Source organism: Streptomyces sp. NPDC045021, assembly GCF_056432645.1.
In genome coordinates this window covers 58,531-74,799 of record NZ_JBWKIQ010000007.1, presented here as the reverse complement: position 1 = coordinate 74,799, position 16,269 = coordinate 58,531, and the positions used below count along the sequence as shown (strand labels likewise).

The following is a 16,269-nucleotide window of genomic DNA, read 5'->3' as shown; positions in this document are numbered from 1 at the left end:
CTAGCGTCGGCGCGGAATGCGAGTCGTCCGCAAGCCTGAGCCCCTATCGCTCGGCCCCGGTCCGGCTCGGAATCACCCGGACGTTTGCCGACACAGTGGGGACATATCAGTGCGGGGAAGACACGGCCGATCGCGGTCGCGCGTAGTCAAGGGGATCACCGCGGCGGTCGCCGTCTCGGCGCTGGCGGTCGGAGCGTACGCCTCCGCCTCGCCGTCGGGGCATGGGACAGGTCAGGCATCTTCGTCCACCGCCGGGTCGCAGCTGCAGGCGGACTTCGCCGCCGCGGCCGCAGAGTTCCAGGTGCCCGAGAGCGTGCTGCTCGCCGTGTCGTACCACCAGACGCGCTGGGAATCGCACCAGGGCGCACCCAGTGCCACCGGCAACTTCAACGTCATGGGCCTCACACAGGTCGACTCGTCCGCCGTGTCGGCGCACAGCGACAGCCAGCGCCGCGCGGAACTGGACCAGCGGGGCGATGGCGGTACAAAGCGTTTCCATCCGGACAAGTCGGCGCTCGCCGCGGTCGGTTCGGTCGGCACGTCCGACCCGGCCCTGCACACCCTGGACGCCGCTGCCGCGCTGATCGACGAGCCCGCGAAGGCGCTGCGCACCGACCCGCGGGAGAGCGTCCGCGGCGGAGCGGCACTGCTCGCCTCCTACGAGAAGAAGGCGCACGGGAAGCTCGCCACCGACCCGGGCCAGTGGTACGACGCGGTCGCGCGCTACACCCACTCCTCGGACACCGCTGCCGCGAACCAGTTCGCCGACCGCGTCTTCGCGACCATCCGCTCCGGCGCCAGTCGCACCACCGCGGACGGCCAGCAGGTCACCCTGGCAGCAGCCCCATCGGTCGTCCCCGCAGCACCTGCGCCCGCCACCAGCACGGCCAAGGCGGCCGTGGGAGCCAATGCGGCCACAGCGGAGTGCCCCTCGGGGCTGACCTGCAACTTCGTCCCCGCCGCCTACCAGGGCACCAACGCCGCGGATCCGGCCGTCTACGGCAACTACGACAAGGCCAACCGGCCTGCCGACGGCCAGGCGATCCAGTACATCGTCATCCATGACACCGAGAGCGACTACAGCTCCGCCGTCAACGTCTTCCAGAACCCCACCACCGACGTGAGCGCGCACTACCTCGTCCGCGCCAATGACGGCCTGGTGACGCAACTGGTCGCCACCAAGGACGAGGCGTGGCACGCCGGCAGCCGGGTGCTGAACATGCACAGCCTCGGCGTCGAGCACGAGGGTTTCGCCCTCAAGGACGCGAGCTGGTACACCGAGGCGGAGTACGAGTCGTCGGCGACGCTCGTGCGCTACCTGGCGGGCCGGTTCAACATTCCGCTCGACCGGCAGCACATCATCGGTCACGACGACATCACCGGTCCGACCGACGCCTATGTGGCGAGCATGCACTGGGACCCCGGAACGTACTGGGACTGGTCGCACTACATGGATCTGCTCGGCGCTCCGCTGGGTGGGAACGGCGCCCCGATCGTCGGCGGTGAGATCACCATCGCCCCGCCGTTCACCGCGGCGAACCAGCCCGTGGTGACCGGCTGCGACCCGAAGTCGAGCACGAGTCCGTGCGCGGTGCGTCCGGCCAACTTCGTGTACCTGCGCACCTCCGCGTCCGCCACGGCGCCGCTGATCAAGGACGCGCTCGTCTCGTCCCACGGCGGAGCCTCGGGGACCAGCCAGGCAGCCGACTGGACGGACAAGGCCGTCTCCGGCCAGAGCTTCATCGTCGCCGAGGTCCAGGGCGACTGGACGGCGATCTGGTACGCCGGTCAGAAGGCGTGGTTCTTCAACCCCGGCGGCCAGAACGCCGTGGCCAACAGCCGCACCGCCGAGAAGGTCGTCACGCCCTCCGGCACCGCCGCCATCCCGGTCTACGGCCGCTCCTACCCGGAGGCGTCGGCCTACCCGGCCGTCATCTCCGCCGTCGGCCAGGACCCCAAGCAGGCGGTGGTGCCGACCGGCTACACCCTGCCGGCCGGCCAGGCCTATGTGGCCAACGCGGCGATGGCGAGTGACTTCTTCTACGCCCAGAACGTCAACATGGACGCGCCCGGGGACCACACCCTGGTCGTCGGATCCACGATGTACTACCCGATCCGCTACAACCACCGCATCGCCTTCGTGAAGGCGAGTGACGTCACCACCGTCGAGGCGGCCAAGCCCCCGACCGGCACGTACACGCCGGCCGGTCCGACCCGGGTGCTCGACACGCGTTCCGGGCTGGGCGCCGCGAAGGCTCCGGTGGGTCAGGGTGCGAGCATCGCCCTGAAGGTCGCGGGTGTGGACGTTGTCCCCGCCGCCGGTGTGACGGCTGTGGTGCTGAACGTGACGGCGGTGGCGCCGACCTCGGGCGGCTTCGTGAGCGTCTACCCGGACGGGCAGCCGCGACCGGGCGTCTCGAATCTCAACTTCGCGGCGCAGCAGACCATCGCGAACCTCGTCGTCGTCCCCGTGATCAACGGCAAGGTCGACTTCTACAACTTCTCCGGCAGCGTCAACCTGCTGGCCGACCTCACCGGCTACTACACCACCGCCACCACGGGCTCTCGATTCAACAGCGCCGGTCCGACGCGCGTGCTCGACACGCGTTCCGGGCTGGGCGCCGCGAAGGCCCCGGTGGGTCAGGGCGGGACCATTGCCCTGCAGATCGCGGGTGTGGGTGGTGTCCCGGACACGGGTGTGACGGCCGTGGTCCTGAACGTGACGGCGGTGGCGCCGACCTCGGGCGGCTTCGTGAGCGTCTACCCGGACGGGCAGCAGCGGCCGGGCGTTTCGAATATCAACTTCTCGGCGCAGCAGACCATTCCGAACCTGGTCGTGGTTCCGGTGGTCAACGGGAAGGTCGATTTCTACAATTTCGCCGGCAGCGTCAATCTGCTGGCAGACCTGACCGGCTACTACACGACCACGGGATCGGTGTTCAACACCGCGGGACCCACCCGCGTCCTTGACACCCGCTCCGGCGTCGGAGCCGTCCACACCCCCGTCGGTCCCGGTGCCACCATCACCCTCCAGATCGCCGGCCGCGCGGGACTGCCCGCCTCCGGAGTCACGGCGGTGGTCCTGAACGTCACGGCGGTCGCGCCGACCACGGGGGGCTACGTCAGCGTCTATCCGGACGGGCAGGCCCGGCCGGGTGTCTCGAATCTCAACTTCTCGGCGAAGCAGACGATCCCGAACCTGGTCGTGGTTCCGGTGGTCAACGGGAAGGTCGATTTCTACAACTTCGCCGGCAGCGTCAACCTGCTGGCCGACCTGACCGGCTACTACACCAACAGCTGACATCAGGCACCGAAGAGCCCGGCCGGCGTGAGCGGCCGGGCTCTTCAGCGTTCCAGGACCGTGTCCACACCCCGGTCCGCCCTCGCGAAGCCACTGGTCTGCCAGGTGCCACCGTCGGACGTGACCGCGAAAGCCTCCACTCCCGGCAGGGCCGCCAACCACGTACGGGCCCGGTCCCCACCCATCGCGCAGGCGGCGGTGGCCCAGGCATCGACATCCGTCAGGCCGCGACCGACCACCGTGACCGAGGCGAGGGCGTCGACGGGTGGCGCGCCGGTGTGCGGGTCGAGGATGTGGCAGCCGCGTTCGGCGGGGCCGGACGTCGCCACGGCCATCGCATGACGGGTCTCGATGGTGGCCACGACCGCACCGGGCCGCAGCGGATCGGCCACCCCCACCCGCCAGGGACCGCCGTGCAGCTGCACATCACCTCCGCCGTTGACACAGACGGAGGGCGCACCCGCGGAGTGCAGCATCGCGGCCGCCCGCTCCACCGCCCACCCCTTGACCAGACCGGTCGGATCGAGGCCGCCCGCGTACCGGGCGCTGAACCAACCGCCGCTGCGCCGTTCGGCGTCCGCACACAACCGCAGTACCTCCCGCACCTCCGGCGAGCACCGGTCGGGTGCGAGCTCGCCGCGGGCCAACCGGCTGATCTGGCTGCCGGGCCGGTAGGGCGAGAACTCCTCGTCCACGTGATGCAACCAGGCCGTGGCGGCGGCCAGCGCGGTACGGGTGCGCGGACCGGTGTCACCGCGGACGTCGAACGAGAACACGGTGCCCATCACGTGCTCCACATGCCGGAGCCGCGCCGGGTTGTCAGCCACCGGACCTGTCCAGTGCGCTCTGCAGGGAACGGATGTACCCCTCGCTGGTGTACGTCGCGCCGGAGACGGTGTCGATGCCCGCGCTCTGGGCGTCGAGAGCCTCCTGGGTGAGTTGCGGAACGGAGAACGCGGCGATCTCCTGGTCCCGGCCGTTCTCGTCGGGTACCTGCAGCACGGTGACGGCGGTGATCTTCGCGCCGGTCAGGGTGATCTGCACCTGCACCGGTCCGAACCGCGTCTGGATGGTGTCCCCGTCGACGGTTCTGACCCCGCCGACGGTGGCACCCGCGGACGGCGAGGAGCCTGTCGCGGCGGGTGCGGGGGAGGAGGAACCGGGGTTCACGCTCGCCTGCGCCACCGACTGCTGCTGCGTGTGCGGTTTCAGCGACAGCAGGACGACGACGCCGGTCACGGTCGCGGCCGCGCTCAGCAGGATGCGGCGCAGGGGATGGGTTCGCATGGCGCTCACAGCTCGAAGGATTCGTGGTGGATGCGGCCGGCCGGCACACCGGCCGCGCGCAGTGCGTCGTAGGACTCCTGCGCCATGCCTTCCGGCCCGCACAGGTACACGTCGTGCTCGCGGATGTCGGGCAGTACCGTTCGCAGACCGGTGGCGGTGATGGCGGCGCGGGTGCCGTCCGCCGCGTTGACGGCGTAGTACAGGCGGGCCCCACGGGTCAGCGCTATTGCCTCCAGCTCCGACCGCAGTGCCAGGTCCCCCGGGGTGCGGGCCCGGTACAGCAGGGTCAGATCGCCGGGGCGGGCCGGGAGCGTCTCGAACAGCGCGCGCAGCGGCGTGACGCCCACGCCGCCGGCGAGCAGCAGCACCTTGGAACGGGTCCGGCGGGCGGAGGTCATCGCCCCGTAGGGGCCCTCCGCCCAGACCCGGGTGCCGGGCCGGAGCAGGGCCAGCGCCGCACTGTGCTCGCCCACCGCCTTGACGGTGATGCGCAGCTGGTCCGGGCGGGGCGCGGCCGACAGCGAGTACGGGCTGGAGGTCCACCACAGCCCACCGGTCAGGAACCGCCAGCGCAGGAACTGTCCGGACTCGGCGCGCAGTTCGGCCAGCCGGCGCCCCTGGATCAGGACGGAGACGACGCCGGGCGCCTCGCGCACGGTGGCCGCGACCCGCAGCCGGTGCCGGAGGTTCAGCCGTACGGGGACGAGGACACGGAACCACAGCACGAGCACCGCGACCCCGAGGTACAGCACGTACCAGGCGTTCTGAGCGGCCGCGTTCCCGGCGAAATCGCTGCCGAGGGCGAGTTGGTGGCCGAAGGCGAGGAAGAGCGCGAGGTAGGTCAGGACATGCAGGTAGTACCAGGTCTCGTAGCTGACCCGGCGGCGTACGGCACGCGCGGAGACCAGACCGACCGCGATGAGGAGCAGCGCACCCGCGGTCCCCTTGAGCATCTCGGGATAGTCCAGCACCACGGTCGTGGTCTCGTGCACGATGCCGGTGCGGGCCTGGACCGCGTAGCCCCAGATGATCAGCACGATGTGGGCCAGCATCAGGCACACGGTGTACCGACCGGCCATCGCGTGCCAGCGGGCCACCCGATCGCTTCCCACACCGCGTTCCAGGGCCGGAACCCTGGCCATGAGAGCGACCAGGACGGCGCACCCGTAGCCGGCGAGGAGGCCGGCGATCCGGCCCGCGCCGATCAGCCAGCCCGCGGGCCCGACGACCGCGGCGGTGTCGTGCCACCACAGTGCGAGCACCGCGACCGCACCCGCCCCGACCAGGGCGAGCACCGGCCCGGCCGGTGAGCGGCGGCCGGGAGGTGAGCGGCGGCCGCGCGGCGCGGGCGGCCCGTCCTGGCCGGCCGGTGTGGAACCGTGCCGTGCCGCCCGGTGGCCGTAGGTCGTCGCCACGATGTCCCCTTTCGTCGGCTGACGGCCCACTGTGCCGCCGCAACCTCTGAATCAGCTCTGAACCGGAGGTCCGGGGCGGGTCTCATGGGAAACTCAGAGGTTGTGGCGGCATGCTGGACCGACCATGGACACCCCTTCCGCGGCGCGCCCGCTGCCCTCCCTGACCCGCCCGGACGGCACCCCGGTCCGGGTCCTCGTCGTGGACGACGAACCGGACCTGCTCGAGGTCCTCGCCGGCGTCCTGCACTACGAGGGCTGGGAGGTGCGGACCGCCGCCGACGGGGCCTCGGCGCTCACCGCGGCCCGGGATTTCCAGCCCGACGCCGTCATCCTCGACATCATGCTGCCCGACTTCGACGGGCTGTCCGTACTGCGCGGGTTGCGGGCGCGGCAGCCCGGGATCTGCGTGCTCTTCCTGACCGCGCGCGACGCCGTCGAGGACCGCATCGCGGGCCTCACCGCCGGCGGCGACGACTACGTCACCAAACCGTTCAGCCTCGAAGAGGTCCTGGCCCGGCTGCGCGGCCTGCTGCGCCGTGCGGGCATGACCCGGGAGCGGCCCGCGGGGGCGGCGCTGGCCGTCGGCGACCTGGTCATGGACGAGGAGGCGCGGGAGGTGACCCGGGGCGGGCAGACCGTCGAGCTGTCACCGACCGAGTTCGAACTGCTGCGGTATCTGCTGCGCAACCCCCGCCGGGTACTGAGCAAGGCGCAGATCCTGGACAACGTCTGGTCCTACGACTTCGGCGGCCAGGCCCACATCGTGGAGCTCTACATCAGCTATCTGCGTAAGAAGATCGACGTCGGCCGGGATCCGATGATTCACACGGTGCGGGGTGCCGGATACGTCCTCAAGCCCGGTACACCGTGATCGGCCCGCACTCGCTGCGCGCCCGGCTGACCTGCGGGCTGGTGGTGCTTCTCGCGGTCAGCTGCGCGGCCGTCGGCATCGCCGCGGTGCTCGCGCTGCGGGGCTTCCTCACCGAACGCCTCGACCAGCAGCTCAGCGACGCGGGCGGCCAGTTCCCGGCGAGCCTGGAGCACGCCGGGGAACACGGCGAACCCGACGCGGACAACCACGCCGACACCCGCCGTCAGTCGCCCGGCACGTTCGGCGCCCGGCTGCTCGCGGGAGCGGTCACCGACGCCGCGGTGGTGCGCTCCGGCACCGACACCACGGTGGAGCTGACCGCCGCCGACAAGGCGGAACTCGCGGCCGTTCCGGTCGACGGCCGGGCGCACGACATCGAACTGTCGGCACTGCACGGCTACCGGGTCAGGGCCGTGGCCGGCGACGACCAGGACGTACTCATCACCGGTCTGCCCCTGCGGAGCATCGAGGAGACCGTGCATCGGCTCGAACTGGTCGAGGCGGTCGTCTTCGGCGGGGCCCTGGTGGTGACCGGCGTCGCGGGGGCGCTGTGGGTGCGCTGGTCGCTGCGGCCGCTGCGACGGGTCGCCGCGACCGCCACGGCCGTGACGCGGCTGCCGCTGGACAGCGGTGAGGTCGCCCTGCCGCTGCGGGTCCCGGACGTCGATCCGCGCAGCGAGGCGGGGCAGGTCGCCACTGCCTTCGATCTCATGCTCGGCCATGTCGGGGACGCCCTGTCCAAGCGGCACACGAGCGAGGAACGACTGCGCCGGTTCGCGGCCGACGCCAGCCATGAGCTGCGTACCCCCGTCGCCTCGGTGCGCGGCCACGCGGAACTGGCGCTGCGTCACCCAGGACCGGTGCCGGCCGAGGTACGGCGGTCGCTGGAGCGGGTGGCCGCGGAGTCCGCGCGGATGGGCGAGATGGTCGACGACCTGCTGCTGCTCGCCCGACTGGACGCCGGCCGCCCGCTGGAGCGCCAACCGGTGGACCTGACGCGGCTGGTGCTGGACTCGGTGGACGACGCACGGGCCGCCGGTCCCGGTCACCGGTGGGTGCTCGAGCTGCCGGAGGAGCCGGTCACCGTCCCCGGCGACGCCCACCGGTTGCAGCAGGTCGTGGCGAACCTGCTGGCCAACGCCCGGATCCACACCCCGGACGGGACCGAGGTCGCGGTGCGGCTGCGCACCGTCCAGGAAGCCGACGACGGGACGGTCGAACTGAGAGTCGCCGACAACGGCCCCGGGGTGCCGGAGGCGGTCCGCACGACGCTCTTCGAACGTTTCGCGCGCGCCGACCGGCGGCGCCCCGGTGCGGGCAGCGGTGCGGGCCTTGGCCTGGCCATCGTCGCTGCGGTGGTCGAGGCGCACGAGGGTACGGTCACCGTCCGCAGCCGGCCCGGCAGGAGCGAATTCACCGTGCGGCTGCCGCTCTGAGCCCTCCCCCGGGAGCGCGGTCACGGCTCAACTCCTGCTGGAGGACTGCCGGAACACCGGCGGGAGGATCGGTTTACAGCCAAGATCGGAAGAGGCTGATCGACTTCCGGGTGTACATGTTCGATATTTTGGAACACTTGGATTCGATACGGTGAATCAATTGAATTGAAGATACACCTGACATTATTATTGCCTTCGGCTTCGTTGTAATGATCGCTTCTGGTCGTCGGGGGACTCGATGCTTGACTTACGTGCGCACCTCCGTCCCGCCGCGAGTCACAAGGACAACAACCGCAAGCGAATCATCATCGCAATTATGATTAAACCGGACACGCAGGCCGGTATCGCACGGCGCACGCTCCTGTCACAGGCCACGGTCTCCACCGCCGTGCGTGAGCTGGAGAGGGACGGCATCGTCCGGATGGAGCGCAACTCGGCGGCCCAGGGCAAGGGGCGGGGAGCCCTCGTCCGCCTGCAGGGAGCGTCCAACGTGGCCGTGGGTGTCGACCTCGGCTTCAACCATGTCACCGTGATCGCCCGGCGGGTCGACGAGCAGTACGACCGGGTCAAGGTGCAGCAGAGTCCCGACGGGGCCAACCGCGGCCTTGCGCACGTGATTCCGCTCGTCAAGGGGCTGATCGAGGACGCGGTGGCCGAGACGGGCCGCACGCGGGACGACATCACCTCCGTGGGTATCGCCGTGCCCAGGATGATCGACCCCCGAAGCGGGACGTTCGCCGCCCCGGTGCTGCCGCCCTGGAGCGAAGGAGGCGATCCGGCCAAGGAGCTGGCCAAGGCACTCGGGGTCCGCGTGGTGATGGACAACGACGCCAACCTCGGTGCTCTCGCGGAGCAGACCTACGGGGGGAGCGAGCACCTGGAGACCGTCGTCTACGTGAAGGCTTCGACCGGAATCGGTTCGGGCCTGATCGTCGGCGGCAACCTGCTGCGGGGGCGCAGCGGGATCGCCGGCGAGATCGGCCATCTGACCATGGACCCGCACGGGATCATCTGCCAGTGCGGCGGCCGCGGCTGCCTGGAGACCATCATCGGCGCCGAATACCTCATCGACCAGGTCAGGAAGTCGCAGTTGGGGAACTCGACGGACCTCCCAGGATCCCTGTCGTCGCTCATCGCGAAGGCGCAGGCGAACGACGCCGTGTGCGTGCGTGCCCTGCAGGACGCGGGGCGGCTGCTCGGCAGGGCGCTCGCCCAGCTCTGCAATCTCTTCAATCCCGATGTGGTGGTGCTCGGGGGCCAGCTCGCCGGAGCCAGGGACCTGGTTTTGAAACCCTGCAGGGAGTCCCTGGAGCGGTTCGCGCTGTCGGGTGCGGTGGATCCGTCGACTGGATTCGAACTGCGGCTCAGCGCTCTGAAGCAGCGGGCCGAGGCACTCGGCGCGCTCGTCCTCGGGCTCAGCTCGATCCTCTCGGACGAGGAGATCGGCGAGAGCTGACCGCGGGCATCGATTTGAAGTTATGACGGGGAACGCGGAAGGCGCGCGGTTCAATTAATAGAGCCCGTGTCATCGATCGCCGATCCGCGCCGTTTTCCAGCCCAATGCGCGGGCAAGGCGGTGCCGTTCCTGACGTGGCAATCCTCGACTGGATGTGCGAAGAGGCGCGTGAAGCGTTGGCGTAATCAGGCAACTGATGATGTATCAGTCCAGGTAGAGTTTCATCGTGCCGCATCTTTCCTCGACGTCCACGGGCCGAGGCGGTGCGGCGAACTGATGACTACCGACATTTGCGGAGACATGATGTCTTTCCTTGCTCGGAACGAGTGTTCCGATGACCTCTGTGTCCAGTCCGGACCGGATTCTTCGAGGTCAGCGGAGGACAGTGGGCCCGCGGCCTACGAGACTCCGCTCCTCGCCGATCTCGGCCATGTGCGAAAACTGACCCTGGGAAGTTCTTCCAGCGGTAATGCGGACGCCAACTCACAGTATTACTGGTAGGACTCCGGTGAAATCGCAGATCATTTGGATCCGGGACGCGCGATGACTCTGCTGACCCGTTTGCCTGCCCAGTGTGCCCCGTACGTGGCCGGGGTTTTCCCCGCACCCGCCTCCGTACTCGCCTCCGGCCCCGCCGCCGCATCGGCGGACGCGCGCTTCCCCGCTCACGGGATGAACAGGGTCTGGCCGGGTCTGTCGTCGCTGTGGTCCCGGGGCCCGTGGCGATCGGGCGAGTTACGGGGCGTGACGTACAAAGGAGCCGGTCTGGTCACCGTGGGGCAGTGTCTCGCCGATGACGAACAGCTCAGGGCGGGGCTCGTCCAAGCAGTGGAGGACGACCGGTGGGAGATCCTCACCCGGTGGCCCGGCAGCTACCTCGTCGTCATGGCGCGGGACGGCGAACTCCTCGCCCTCACCGATCTGGCCGGCCAGTTCCCGCTGTACTACTGCCCCCGACGCGGGCGCGTGGCCCTCGGCTCGCAACCGGCGATCGCGGCCGCGGCGGCGGGAATCCCCGCGCGACCCGACCGCGCCACCCTGGCGGCCCAGATCCTGTGCCCCGGCGCCGGCCCGCTGTTGGGGGAGCGATCCGTCCTTGACGGCGTCCGCAGACTCGGTGGCGGCCAGGCGCTGCGGATCGATGCCGAGGGACATCTGACGACCTGGACCTATGACCCCCTGGTCCCCGAACGCCACGCGTCGCTCGCGGACGGCGCAGCAGCGCTGAGGACGGCGCTGACGGCCGCGGTCGGCGCACGCGCTGGCCGGGGAGATCGGCTCACCGCGGACTTCAGCGGTGGCCTGGACTCCACTTCCCTGGCCTTCCTCGCCGTGCGCCGGGCTCGCACCCCGCTCCCCGTCTTCGTCTACCACCACCCGGAAGCCCCCTCCGGGGACTTGGAGCATGCCCAGCGGTTCGCCCGGCTGGACGGGCGGCTGGAGCTGACCGTTCTTCCCGGCTCTCGGCAGACCCTCACGTACCACGGACTGGATCAGGTAAGCCCGGCCGGCCAGCCCGAGGTTGCGGCGGTGAACACCGCCCGGCTGCGGGTGCGCCTGGCGGGTATCGCCGCGGGCGGCGGCGCGATCCATCTCGGCGGCGAAGGCGGAGACGCCCTCCTGGTCCCGTCCGCCGGCTATCTGGCCGACCTCGCCCGGCAGGGCGGACCTCGCACCTTCGGGCGGCACTGCCGCGATGTGGCAAGGGCCCGCTGCGAGGCACCCGCGGAGGTGGCGGCCCGGGCACTGCGTCTGTCACGAACGTCGGCGGGCGGGGCGCTGAAGCGGCTGGCCGACCGGTTCGAACGGCCGGCGCAGCGCATCCCGCAGTGGCTGGACACCATCGCCTGGTGGCCCGAGCCGGGATCCGAGGCCGGCTGGCTGACCGGGTCCATGCGGAGCGAGCTCGCCGAGCTGGCCAGAAGTCGCGCGCGGACCGTTGCCGCGACGCCGGGCCTCGGCGTGGGTGACCACACGGCCCTCACCGAGCTGCGTACCGCGGCGACCGTCCAGCAGCAACTGTCGGAAACAGCCCGCGAGTTCGACGTGTGGCCGCAGGCCCCGTTCCTCGACAACGACGTGGTCAGGGCGTGCACGGGACTGGCTGCGTATCGCCGGGCCGATCCGACCACCGTCAAGCCACTGCTCGGAGCGGCGCTGGCCGGCCTGGTGCCGGAACCCGTGCTGGCCAGGCGCGGCAAGGGGAACTACACGGCCGAGGACTACCAGGGTGCACGGCTGCACGCGGCGGAGATCAGATCCGTGCTCACCGGCTCGCGGCTGGCGGACCTCGGGATCATCGACTCCCAGGCCGTGCTCCGTTCGCTCGACCAGGTGTTGATGGGGATCCAGGCTCCGTTGCCCGCGCTGAACAGGCTCCTGAGCGCCGAAGTGTGGCTACGCGGTCTGGAGTGACCCGCCCTTCCCGAGGAGATGGCACCATGCCGGACCTGTACATCCCCGAGCACATCCATGACAGCGTCGCCCCGCACGGCGGCAGCGTGCTGTTGAACGCGCGCTCGGGGCAGTGGTACGCCCTCAACTCCAGCGCGCACACGCTCTGGCAGGAGTGGCAGCGCACCGGCGATTTCGACGCCGCGGTCGACGCCGTGGCACATCGGTATCCGTGTGAGCAGCGCACCCAAGTCCGTTCGGACGCGGAAGAGTTGGCTGTCGGTCTGGCCGCGCGCGGATTGGTGCTGCCCGGTGGGCCGGGCGGGCGGCGGAGCCCGGGGGAGCCGGCCGAGAAGGTCACCGTCGTACCGGCCGGAGCGCGGCCGCGCTCGCACCGGGGCCTTCCCCTGGTGGCCCTCGTCGTCGCGCTGCTGTTGCTACGCCTCCCGTTCCGGCTGACGGTCGGGCTGGTCGGGGCCCGGCAGCGGTGGTGCCGTGGGGTGGCCACGGCGGAACAGGCGTTGTGGGCGGTGGTCGCTGTCGAGGCCGCGGCGCGGCGTTTCCCCGGACGCGCCGCCTGCCTCGAACTCTCCCTGAGCGCCGTCGTGACGATGGCGCTGCTGGGCCGACGGCTCGACTGGTGCATCGGGGCGGTCGAGGATCCCTACCGGTTCCATGCCTGGGTCGAAGTCGGCGGACATCCCGTCACGCACCCTTCCGATTCTGAGAGCGCTCTTTTCCGGCGCGTTCTTTCAATTTGACCGATCCAGGCCTTTCTTGTGGCCCGCGGTCCTTTCGCCGGATGCGAACAATGCGATACGGTGATTTCCCAGGAGTGGCCGGGGAGGACTTCCGGTCGATCGGTCCCGGACATGGAGAAAGGTCCGGCCGCCGGCATGCGCGACCGAACCCCTTCTCGTACTGCCTGTGCTACGGATACTTCAGGAACGGCGAGCGAGGGCGTCAAACATCGACGTCTCGCCGTGCCCGAAGAGAACCAGAATAACGATCACGATGATGGTGATCGTCGTCCGGATGTGGACCCAGCGCACAGGTGATACGCACTGGGCGAATACTCGGATGTTGAGCTCCATGGGACTGCCTCCTTCCAGGTGTTTTTCAGCCGACCGGTTGACTCCTTCAGTCTGTGCCCGGGGCGCGTGGAGGAGCAACAGCCGTTTATGCGGCCTTGTACGGAGCCTGGACAGGGATAACATCCGGTGGAGTTGCGGACTTTATGGATCCTCGGCATTCAAAATGTACGACGCGTTGATCGTCGAGGTGTGTCCGCGCTCAATTCGAAGCCATTGGCTCCGCCGCCGCCCGCCATCGGGGTCGCTGGTTCGTCAACTGGTGAGTTCTCGTGCCGGGATGGCCGATGGGGCTGATTCGCGTCCGTGAGAGCGGAAGGGCGCGTCGCACGGCCGGATTTGAAGACCGGCGGGAGACGCGGGCGGTGGCCCGACGAAAATTCGACCGATCCACCGCCCAGAGCCTCGCTCGTGTCCGAGGCGCTCTCGCACGAAATGCCTCTTGGTATGCATTCGGCAAAATCTCGAAGGGGGAGCGGTCAGCGGCCACTGCAACCCCAACTGCCTCAAAGGCAGGCGCCGATGGCCCCCACGAGAGGCCCGTTCCCAGGGATCCGATCGTGGGGGGATCACTCCGCGGCGGCGAATGACCCGTCGATGAGTACCGGAACGACGTCACAGGAGTCCCGTTCGGTGGCGATGGCCACGTCGTCGGCGAAACCTCCGCCCACGAGTTCCCTTCCCGACGCGCAGTCGGTCACGGCCGCGGCGACATCCGGTGTCGGTTCGAAGCATGCGGCCGCAGCGGCAGCTTCGGGCGACATCGTGCAGCCGGAACGGCTCCGCAGGGCAGACAGGATCGCTCCGGCGCCGAGCAGATCCTCCAGCGCCGGGCGCAGGCTGCCGTCGGGCCAGCGTTCTCCCGAGGCGATCACGGCCACCGGGCGGTCGAGGGCCCCGTAGCCGTGCCGTGCGAGCCAGGAGCCCACGGCCGTCGCATTGCGCAGACAGCCGGCGACCACCGTCGACCCGCCGGCCGCGGCGGCGATCGCCGATCCGTTCGGAGAGGGCAGGACCAGGCGCGGAGTGAAGGGAGCGCTGCGCAGCGCCGCAGGGGAGAGCGACCACGGTGATTCCGGCGTGGACATCCGACGCCCGGTGGCCAGGCGCGCGCCCATCCGTTCGGCGAACTCCGCCGCGGAGGCGTCGCGCCAGGCGTACGGATGGACGCGCGTCCCGGACTCCACCGCCACCGTCACCGACGTCGTGAACGACAGCACATCGACCACCACCAGACACGCGGCATCGGCCGCGAGCCGTTGCGCGCCGACGGCTCCCCAGTCGAATCGCGCTCCACTGCCTGACTGGAGAAACCAGTCGTCCATATGTCTCCTCCGGCTGTGTTCCCGGGCCTCAGGCCCGGTCGAGGTGGTCGCGTTGGGCCTGGGTGAGGTCGAGGTCCAGCGCGTCGAGGGACTCGTCGAGTTGGGTGAGGGAGGTGGCGCCGATGATGGGAACGATCGGTAGGGCGCCGCCGAGGAGCCAGGCCAGGACGACCTGACCCGCGGTGGTACCGGTCTCCGCGGCGACCTCGCGCAGGGCGGTGAGTTGGGCGGCGGCGCCGGGGTGGTCGAACTGCTCGGGCACGGGCTTTGCGGGGTTGGTGTAGGCACCGGAGAGCAACGGAGTGTACGCGAGCAGGGTCAGGTCGGGTTCGCCGCGGACGTAGTCGAGCAGTTCGGGCGTGACGTGCTCGCCCGTTCCGAACCTCGCGCCGGGCTTGGGACGCAGGTAGGTGTACTGCTGCTGGATGCAGGAGTAGCCGGCCAGGGCGCGTTCATTCGCGAGCTTCCGCGCGCGTTCGATGCGCCAGGTGACCTGGTTGCTGACGCCCAGGACGTCGACGGTTCCCTCGGCGACCAACTCACCGAACGCTTCGACGGTCTCGGCCAGTGGCGTCGCACGGTCCTCTATGTGGCCGTAGAGCACATCGACGCGGTCGGTGGCCAGCCGGCGCAGGCTGCCTTCGATGCCACTGCGGATGGCCTTGGCCGAGAGCCCTTCGGCAGTGCCGGGCCACTGGCCCGGCCGTGCCGGACGGGCGCCGACCTTGGTGGCGAGCACGATCCGGTCCCGGTTTCCACGCGCCGCCATCCACCGGCCGACCACCTCTTCGCTCTCACCGCCGTGCGCGCCGTCCTCCCAGAACGAGTAGCAGTTGGCAGTGTCGACGAAGGTGCCGCCGCGTTCCACGAAACGGTCCAGGATCGCGAAGGCCGTGGCTTCCTCGACGCGGGTCCCGAAGGGCATGGCGCCCAGGCACATGGTGCTGACGCGGGGTCCCGGAGTGGTGTCGGGACGGCGGCCCAGAGTACGAAAACGCATGAGTGCTCCACAGAGTGCGAGGAAGTGGGGGAACGTCGCGAACCCTGTCACTTGGAGCGCGCTTCAGGTCAAGGCTCCGCCTTCGCGCCGACCGCCACCGGTCGCAGAGCCGCACACCGCACAGCCGCACACTGCGGCCGGCACACCGCACACCGGGAAAGCACAGACCCTGCCGCGCGTTCACCGCGACGGCCGGGCCTGTGGATGATGCTGATGCTCAGGAACTGCGGCAGAGCATTCCCATACCGGTGGTCCGTACGACGCTCATCCGCCAGGCGTCGAACGTGACGGACTCACCCGGCAGGATCAGCAACCCGTCGTCCCCGTCCTGCCACGTCTCGCCGATACGGCGTACCTGGACGGCCGGGCCCCCGACACCGGCCATGAACATGGTGGGGTCGATCTCCCACCCTCGCGCGTCGAGCCAGGCCTCGAACGCGGCGGTGTCCTCCGCGTCCGCCCCCCGTGGCCATAGGAATTCCGTCATGCTTTCCCCATCCCCCGTACATCCCCCGTAGCGCTCGTGGACCGAGCACACTGATCCTGCCAGGCGGCACTGACAAGTCGCTAAATTTTGGGTATACGCGGACCGTGACCCCCGCCACCCCCGCCCCCAGTACGGCTCGGTGAACGCAGCGGTCCACGCCCCGGCCCGGCCCCGGTGACAGTGCGCTCGGATAGGTTCGCCCTCGC

Annotated in this window: 14 protein-coding genes; 7 read left to right on the top strand and 7 right to left on the bottom strand. The window is 70.0% G+C overall.

Annotation, left to right across the window (positions count from 1 at the left end):
- The first annotated feature begins 109 nt into the window (after positions 1 to 109).
- On the top strand, positions 110 to 3,301 hold the full coding sequence (locus AC07DC_RS21740; protein WP_478916062.1) for an N-acetylmuramoyl-L-alanine amidase: 3,192 nt from the start codon (positions 110 to 112) through the stop codon (positions 3,299 to 3,301).
- Positions 3,302 to 3,345: 44 nt separating this feature from the next.
- Here the strand turns inward: AC07DC_RS21740 and AC07DC_RS21735 are convergent, their stop codons facing one another.
- Genes AC07DC_RS21735 through AC07DC_RS21725 form a run of 3 tightly spaced genes read right to left on the bottom strand, consistent with a single transcriptional unit; the run spans position 3,346 to position 6,006 of the window.
- Positions 3,346 to 4,086 (bottom strand): FAD:protein FMN transferase, encoded by a 741-nt coding sequence (locus tag AC07DC_RS21735; RefSeq protein ID WP_478916409.1) that lies wholly within the window; start codon positions 4,084 to 4,086, stop codon positions 3,346 to 3,348.
- 34 nt (positions 4,087 to 4,120) lie between these two features.
- On the bottom strand, positions 4,121 to 4,588 hold the full coding sequence (locus AC07DC_RS21730) for an FMN-binding protein (RefSeq protein ID WP_478916408.1): 468 nt from the start codon (positions 4,586 to 4,588) through the stop codon (positions 4,121 to 4,123).
- Positions 4,589 to 4,593: 5 nt separating this feature from the next.
- Positions 4,594 to 6,006, bottom strand: coding sequence for a ferredoxin reductase family protein (locus tag AC07DC_RS21725; RefSeq protein WP_478916407.1), 1,413 nt, complete (start codon positions 6,004 to 6,006; stop codon positions 4,594 to 4,596).
- A gap of 121 nt (positions 6,007 to 6,127) precedes the next feature.
- Here AC07DC_RS21725 and AC07DC_RS21720 point away from each other — a divergent pair, with 121 nt between their 5' ends.
- The 6 genes from AC07DC_RS21720 to AC07DC_RS21695 all read left to right on the top strand — a co-directional run bounded on the left by AC07DC_RS21720 (position 6,128) and on the right by AC07DC_RS21695 (position 12,921).
- The gene (locus AC07DC_RS21720; RefSeq protein ID WP_478916061.1) at positions 6,128 to 6,874 is read left to right on the top strand and encodes a response regulator transcription factor; all 747 of its coding nucleotides are present in this window, start codon (positions 6,128 to 6,130) and stop codon (positions 6,872 to 6,874) included.
- Positions 6,871 to 8,310: a sensor histidine kinase gene (locus AC07DC_RS21715; RefSeq protein ID WP_478916060.1), complete on the top strand. Its 1,440-nt coding sequence runs from the start codon at positions 6,871 to 6,873 to the stop codon at positions 8,308 to 8,310. The genes AC07DC_RS21720 and AC07DC_RS21715 overlap by 4 nt, the downstream gene beginning before the upstream one ends.
- Before the next feature lie 238 nt (positions 8,311 to 8,548).
- A complete protein-coding gene (locus AC07DC_RS21710; protein WP_478916059.1) occupies positions 8,549 to 9,766 on the top strand; it encodes an ROK family transcriptional regulator in 1,218 nt (405 codons plus the stop codon).
- Positions 9,767 to 10,042: 276 nt separating this feature from the next.
- Positions 10,043 to 10,267: a lasso RiPP family leader peptide-containing protein gene (locus tag AC07DC_RS21705; protein ID WP_478916406.1), complete on the top strand. Its 225-nt coding sequence runs from the start codon at positions 10,043 to 10,045 to the stop codon at positions 10,265 to 10,267.
- 243 nt (positions 10,268 to 10,510) lie between these two features.
- Positions 10,511 to 12,181, top strand: a complete 1,671-nt coding sequence (locus tag AC07DC_RS21700; protein ID WP_478916058.1) for an asparagine synthase-related protein — start codon at positions 10,511 to 10,513, stop codon at positions 12,179 to 12,181.
- Positions 12,182 to 12,207: 26 nt separating this feature from the next.
- Complete coding sequence (locus AC07DC_RS21695) at positions 12,208 to 12,921, top strand: lasso peptide biosynthesis B2 protein (RefSeq protein ID WP_478916057.1); 714 nt, start codon at positions 12,208 to 12,210, stop codon at positions 12,919 to 12,921.
- Positions 12,922 to 13,101: 180 nt separating this feature from the next.
- On the opposite strand, the gene AC07DC_RS21690 is transcribed toward AC07DC_RS21695, so the two are convergent.
- The 4 genes from AC07DC_RS21690 to AC07DC_RS21675 all read right to left on the bottom strand — a co-directional run bounded on the left by AC07DC_RS21690 (position 13,102) and on the right by AC07DC_RS21675 (position 16,063).
- Entirely contained in the window at positions 13,102 to 13,254 is a 153-nt protein-coding gene (locus AC07DC_RS21690; RefSeq protein ID WP_478916056.1) for a hypothetical protein, read from the bottom strand.
- A 566-nt stretch (positions 13,255 to 13,820) separates the two neighbouring features.
- Positions 13,821 to 14,576 (bottom strand): 2-phosphosulfolactate phosphatase, encoded by a 756-nt coding sequence (locus tag AC07DC_RS21685; protein ID WP_478916055.1) that lies wholly within the window; start codon positions 14,574 to 14,576, stop codon positions 13,821 to 13,823.
- Positions 14,577 to 14,604: 28 nt separating this feature from the next.
- Entirely contained in the window at positions 14,605 to 15,576 is a 972-nt protein-coding gene (locus tag AC07DC_RS21680; protein WP_478916054.1) for an aldo/keto reductase, read from the bottom strand.
- Positions 15,577 to 15,793: 217 nt separating this feature from the next.
- Positions 15,794 to 16,063: a hypothetical protein gene (locus tag AC07DC_RS21675; RefSeq protein WP_478916053.1), complete on the bottom strand. Its 270-nt coding sequence runs from the start codon at positions 16,061 to 16,063 to the stop codon at positions 15,794 to 15,796.
- Between the last annotated feature and the right edge of the window lie 206 nt (positions 16,064 to 16,269).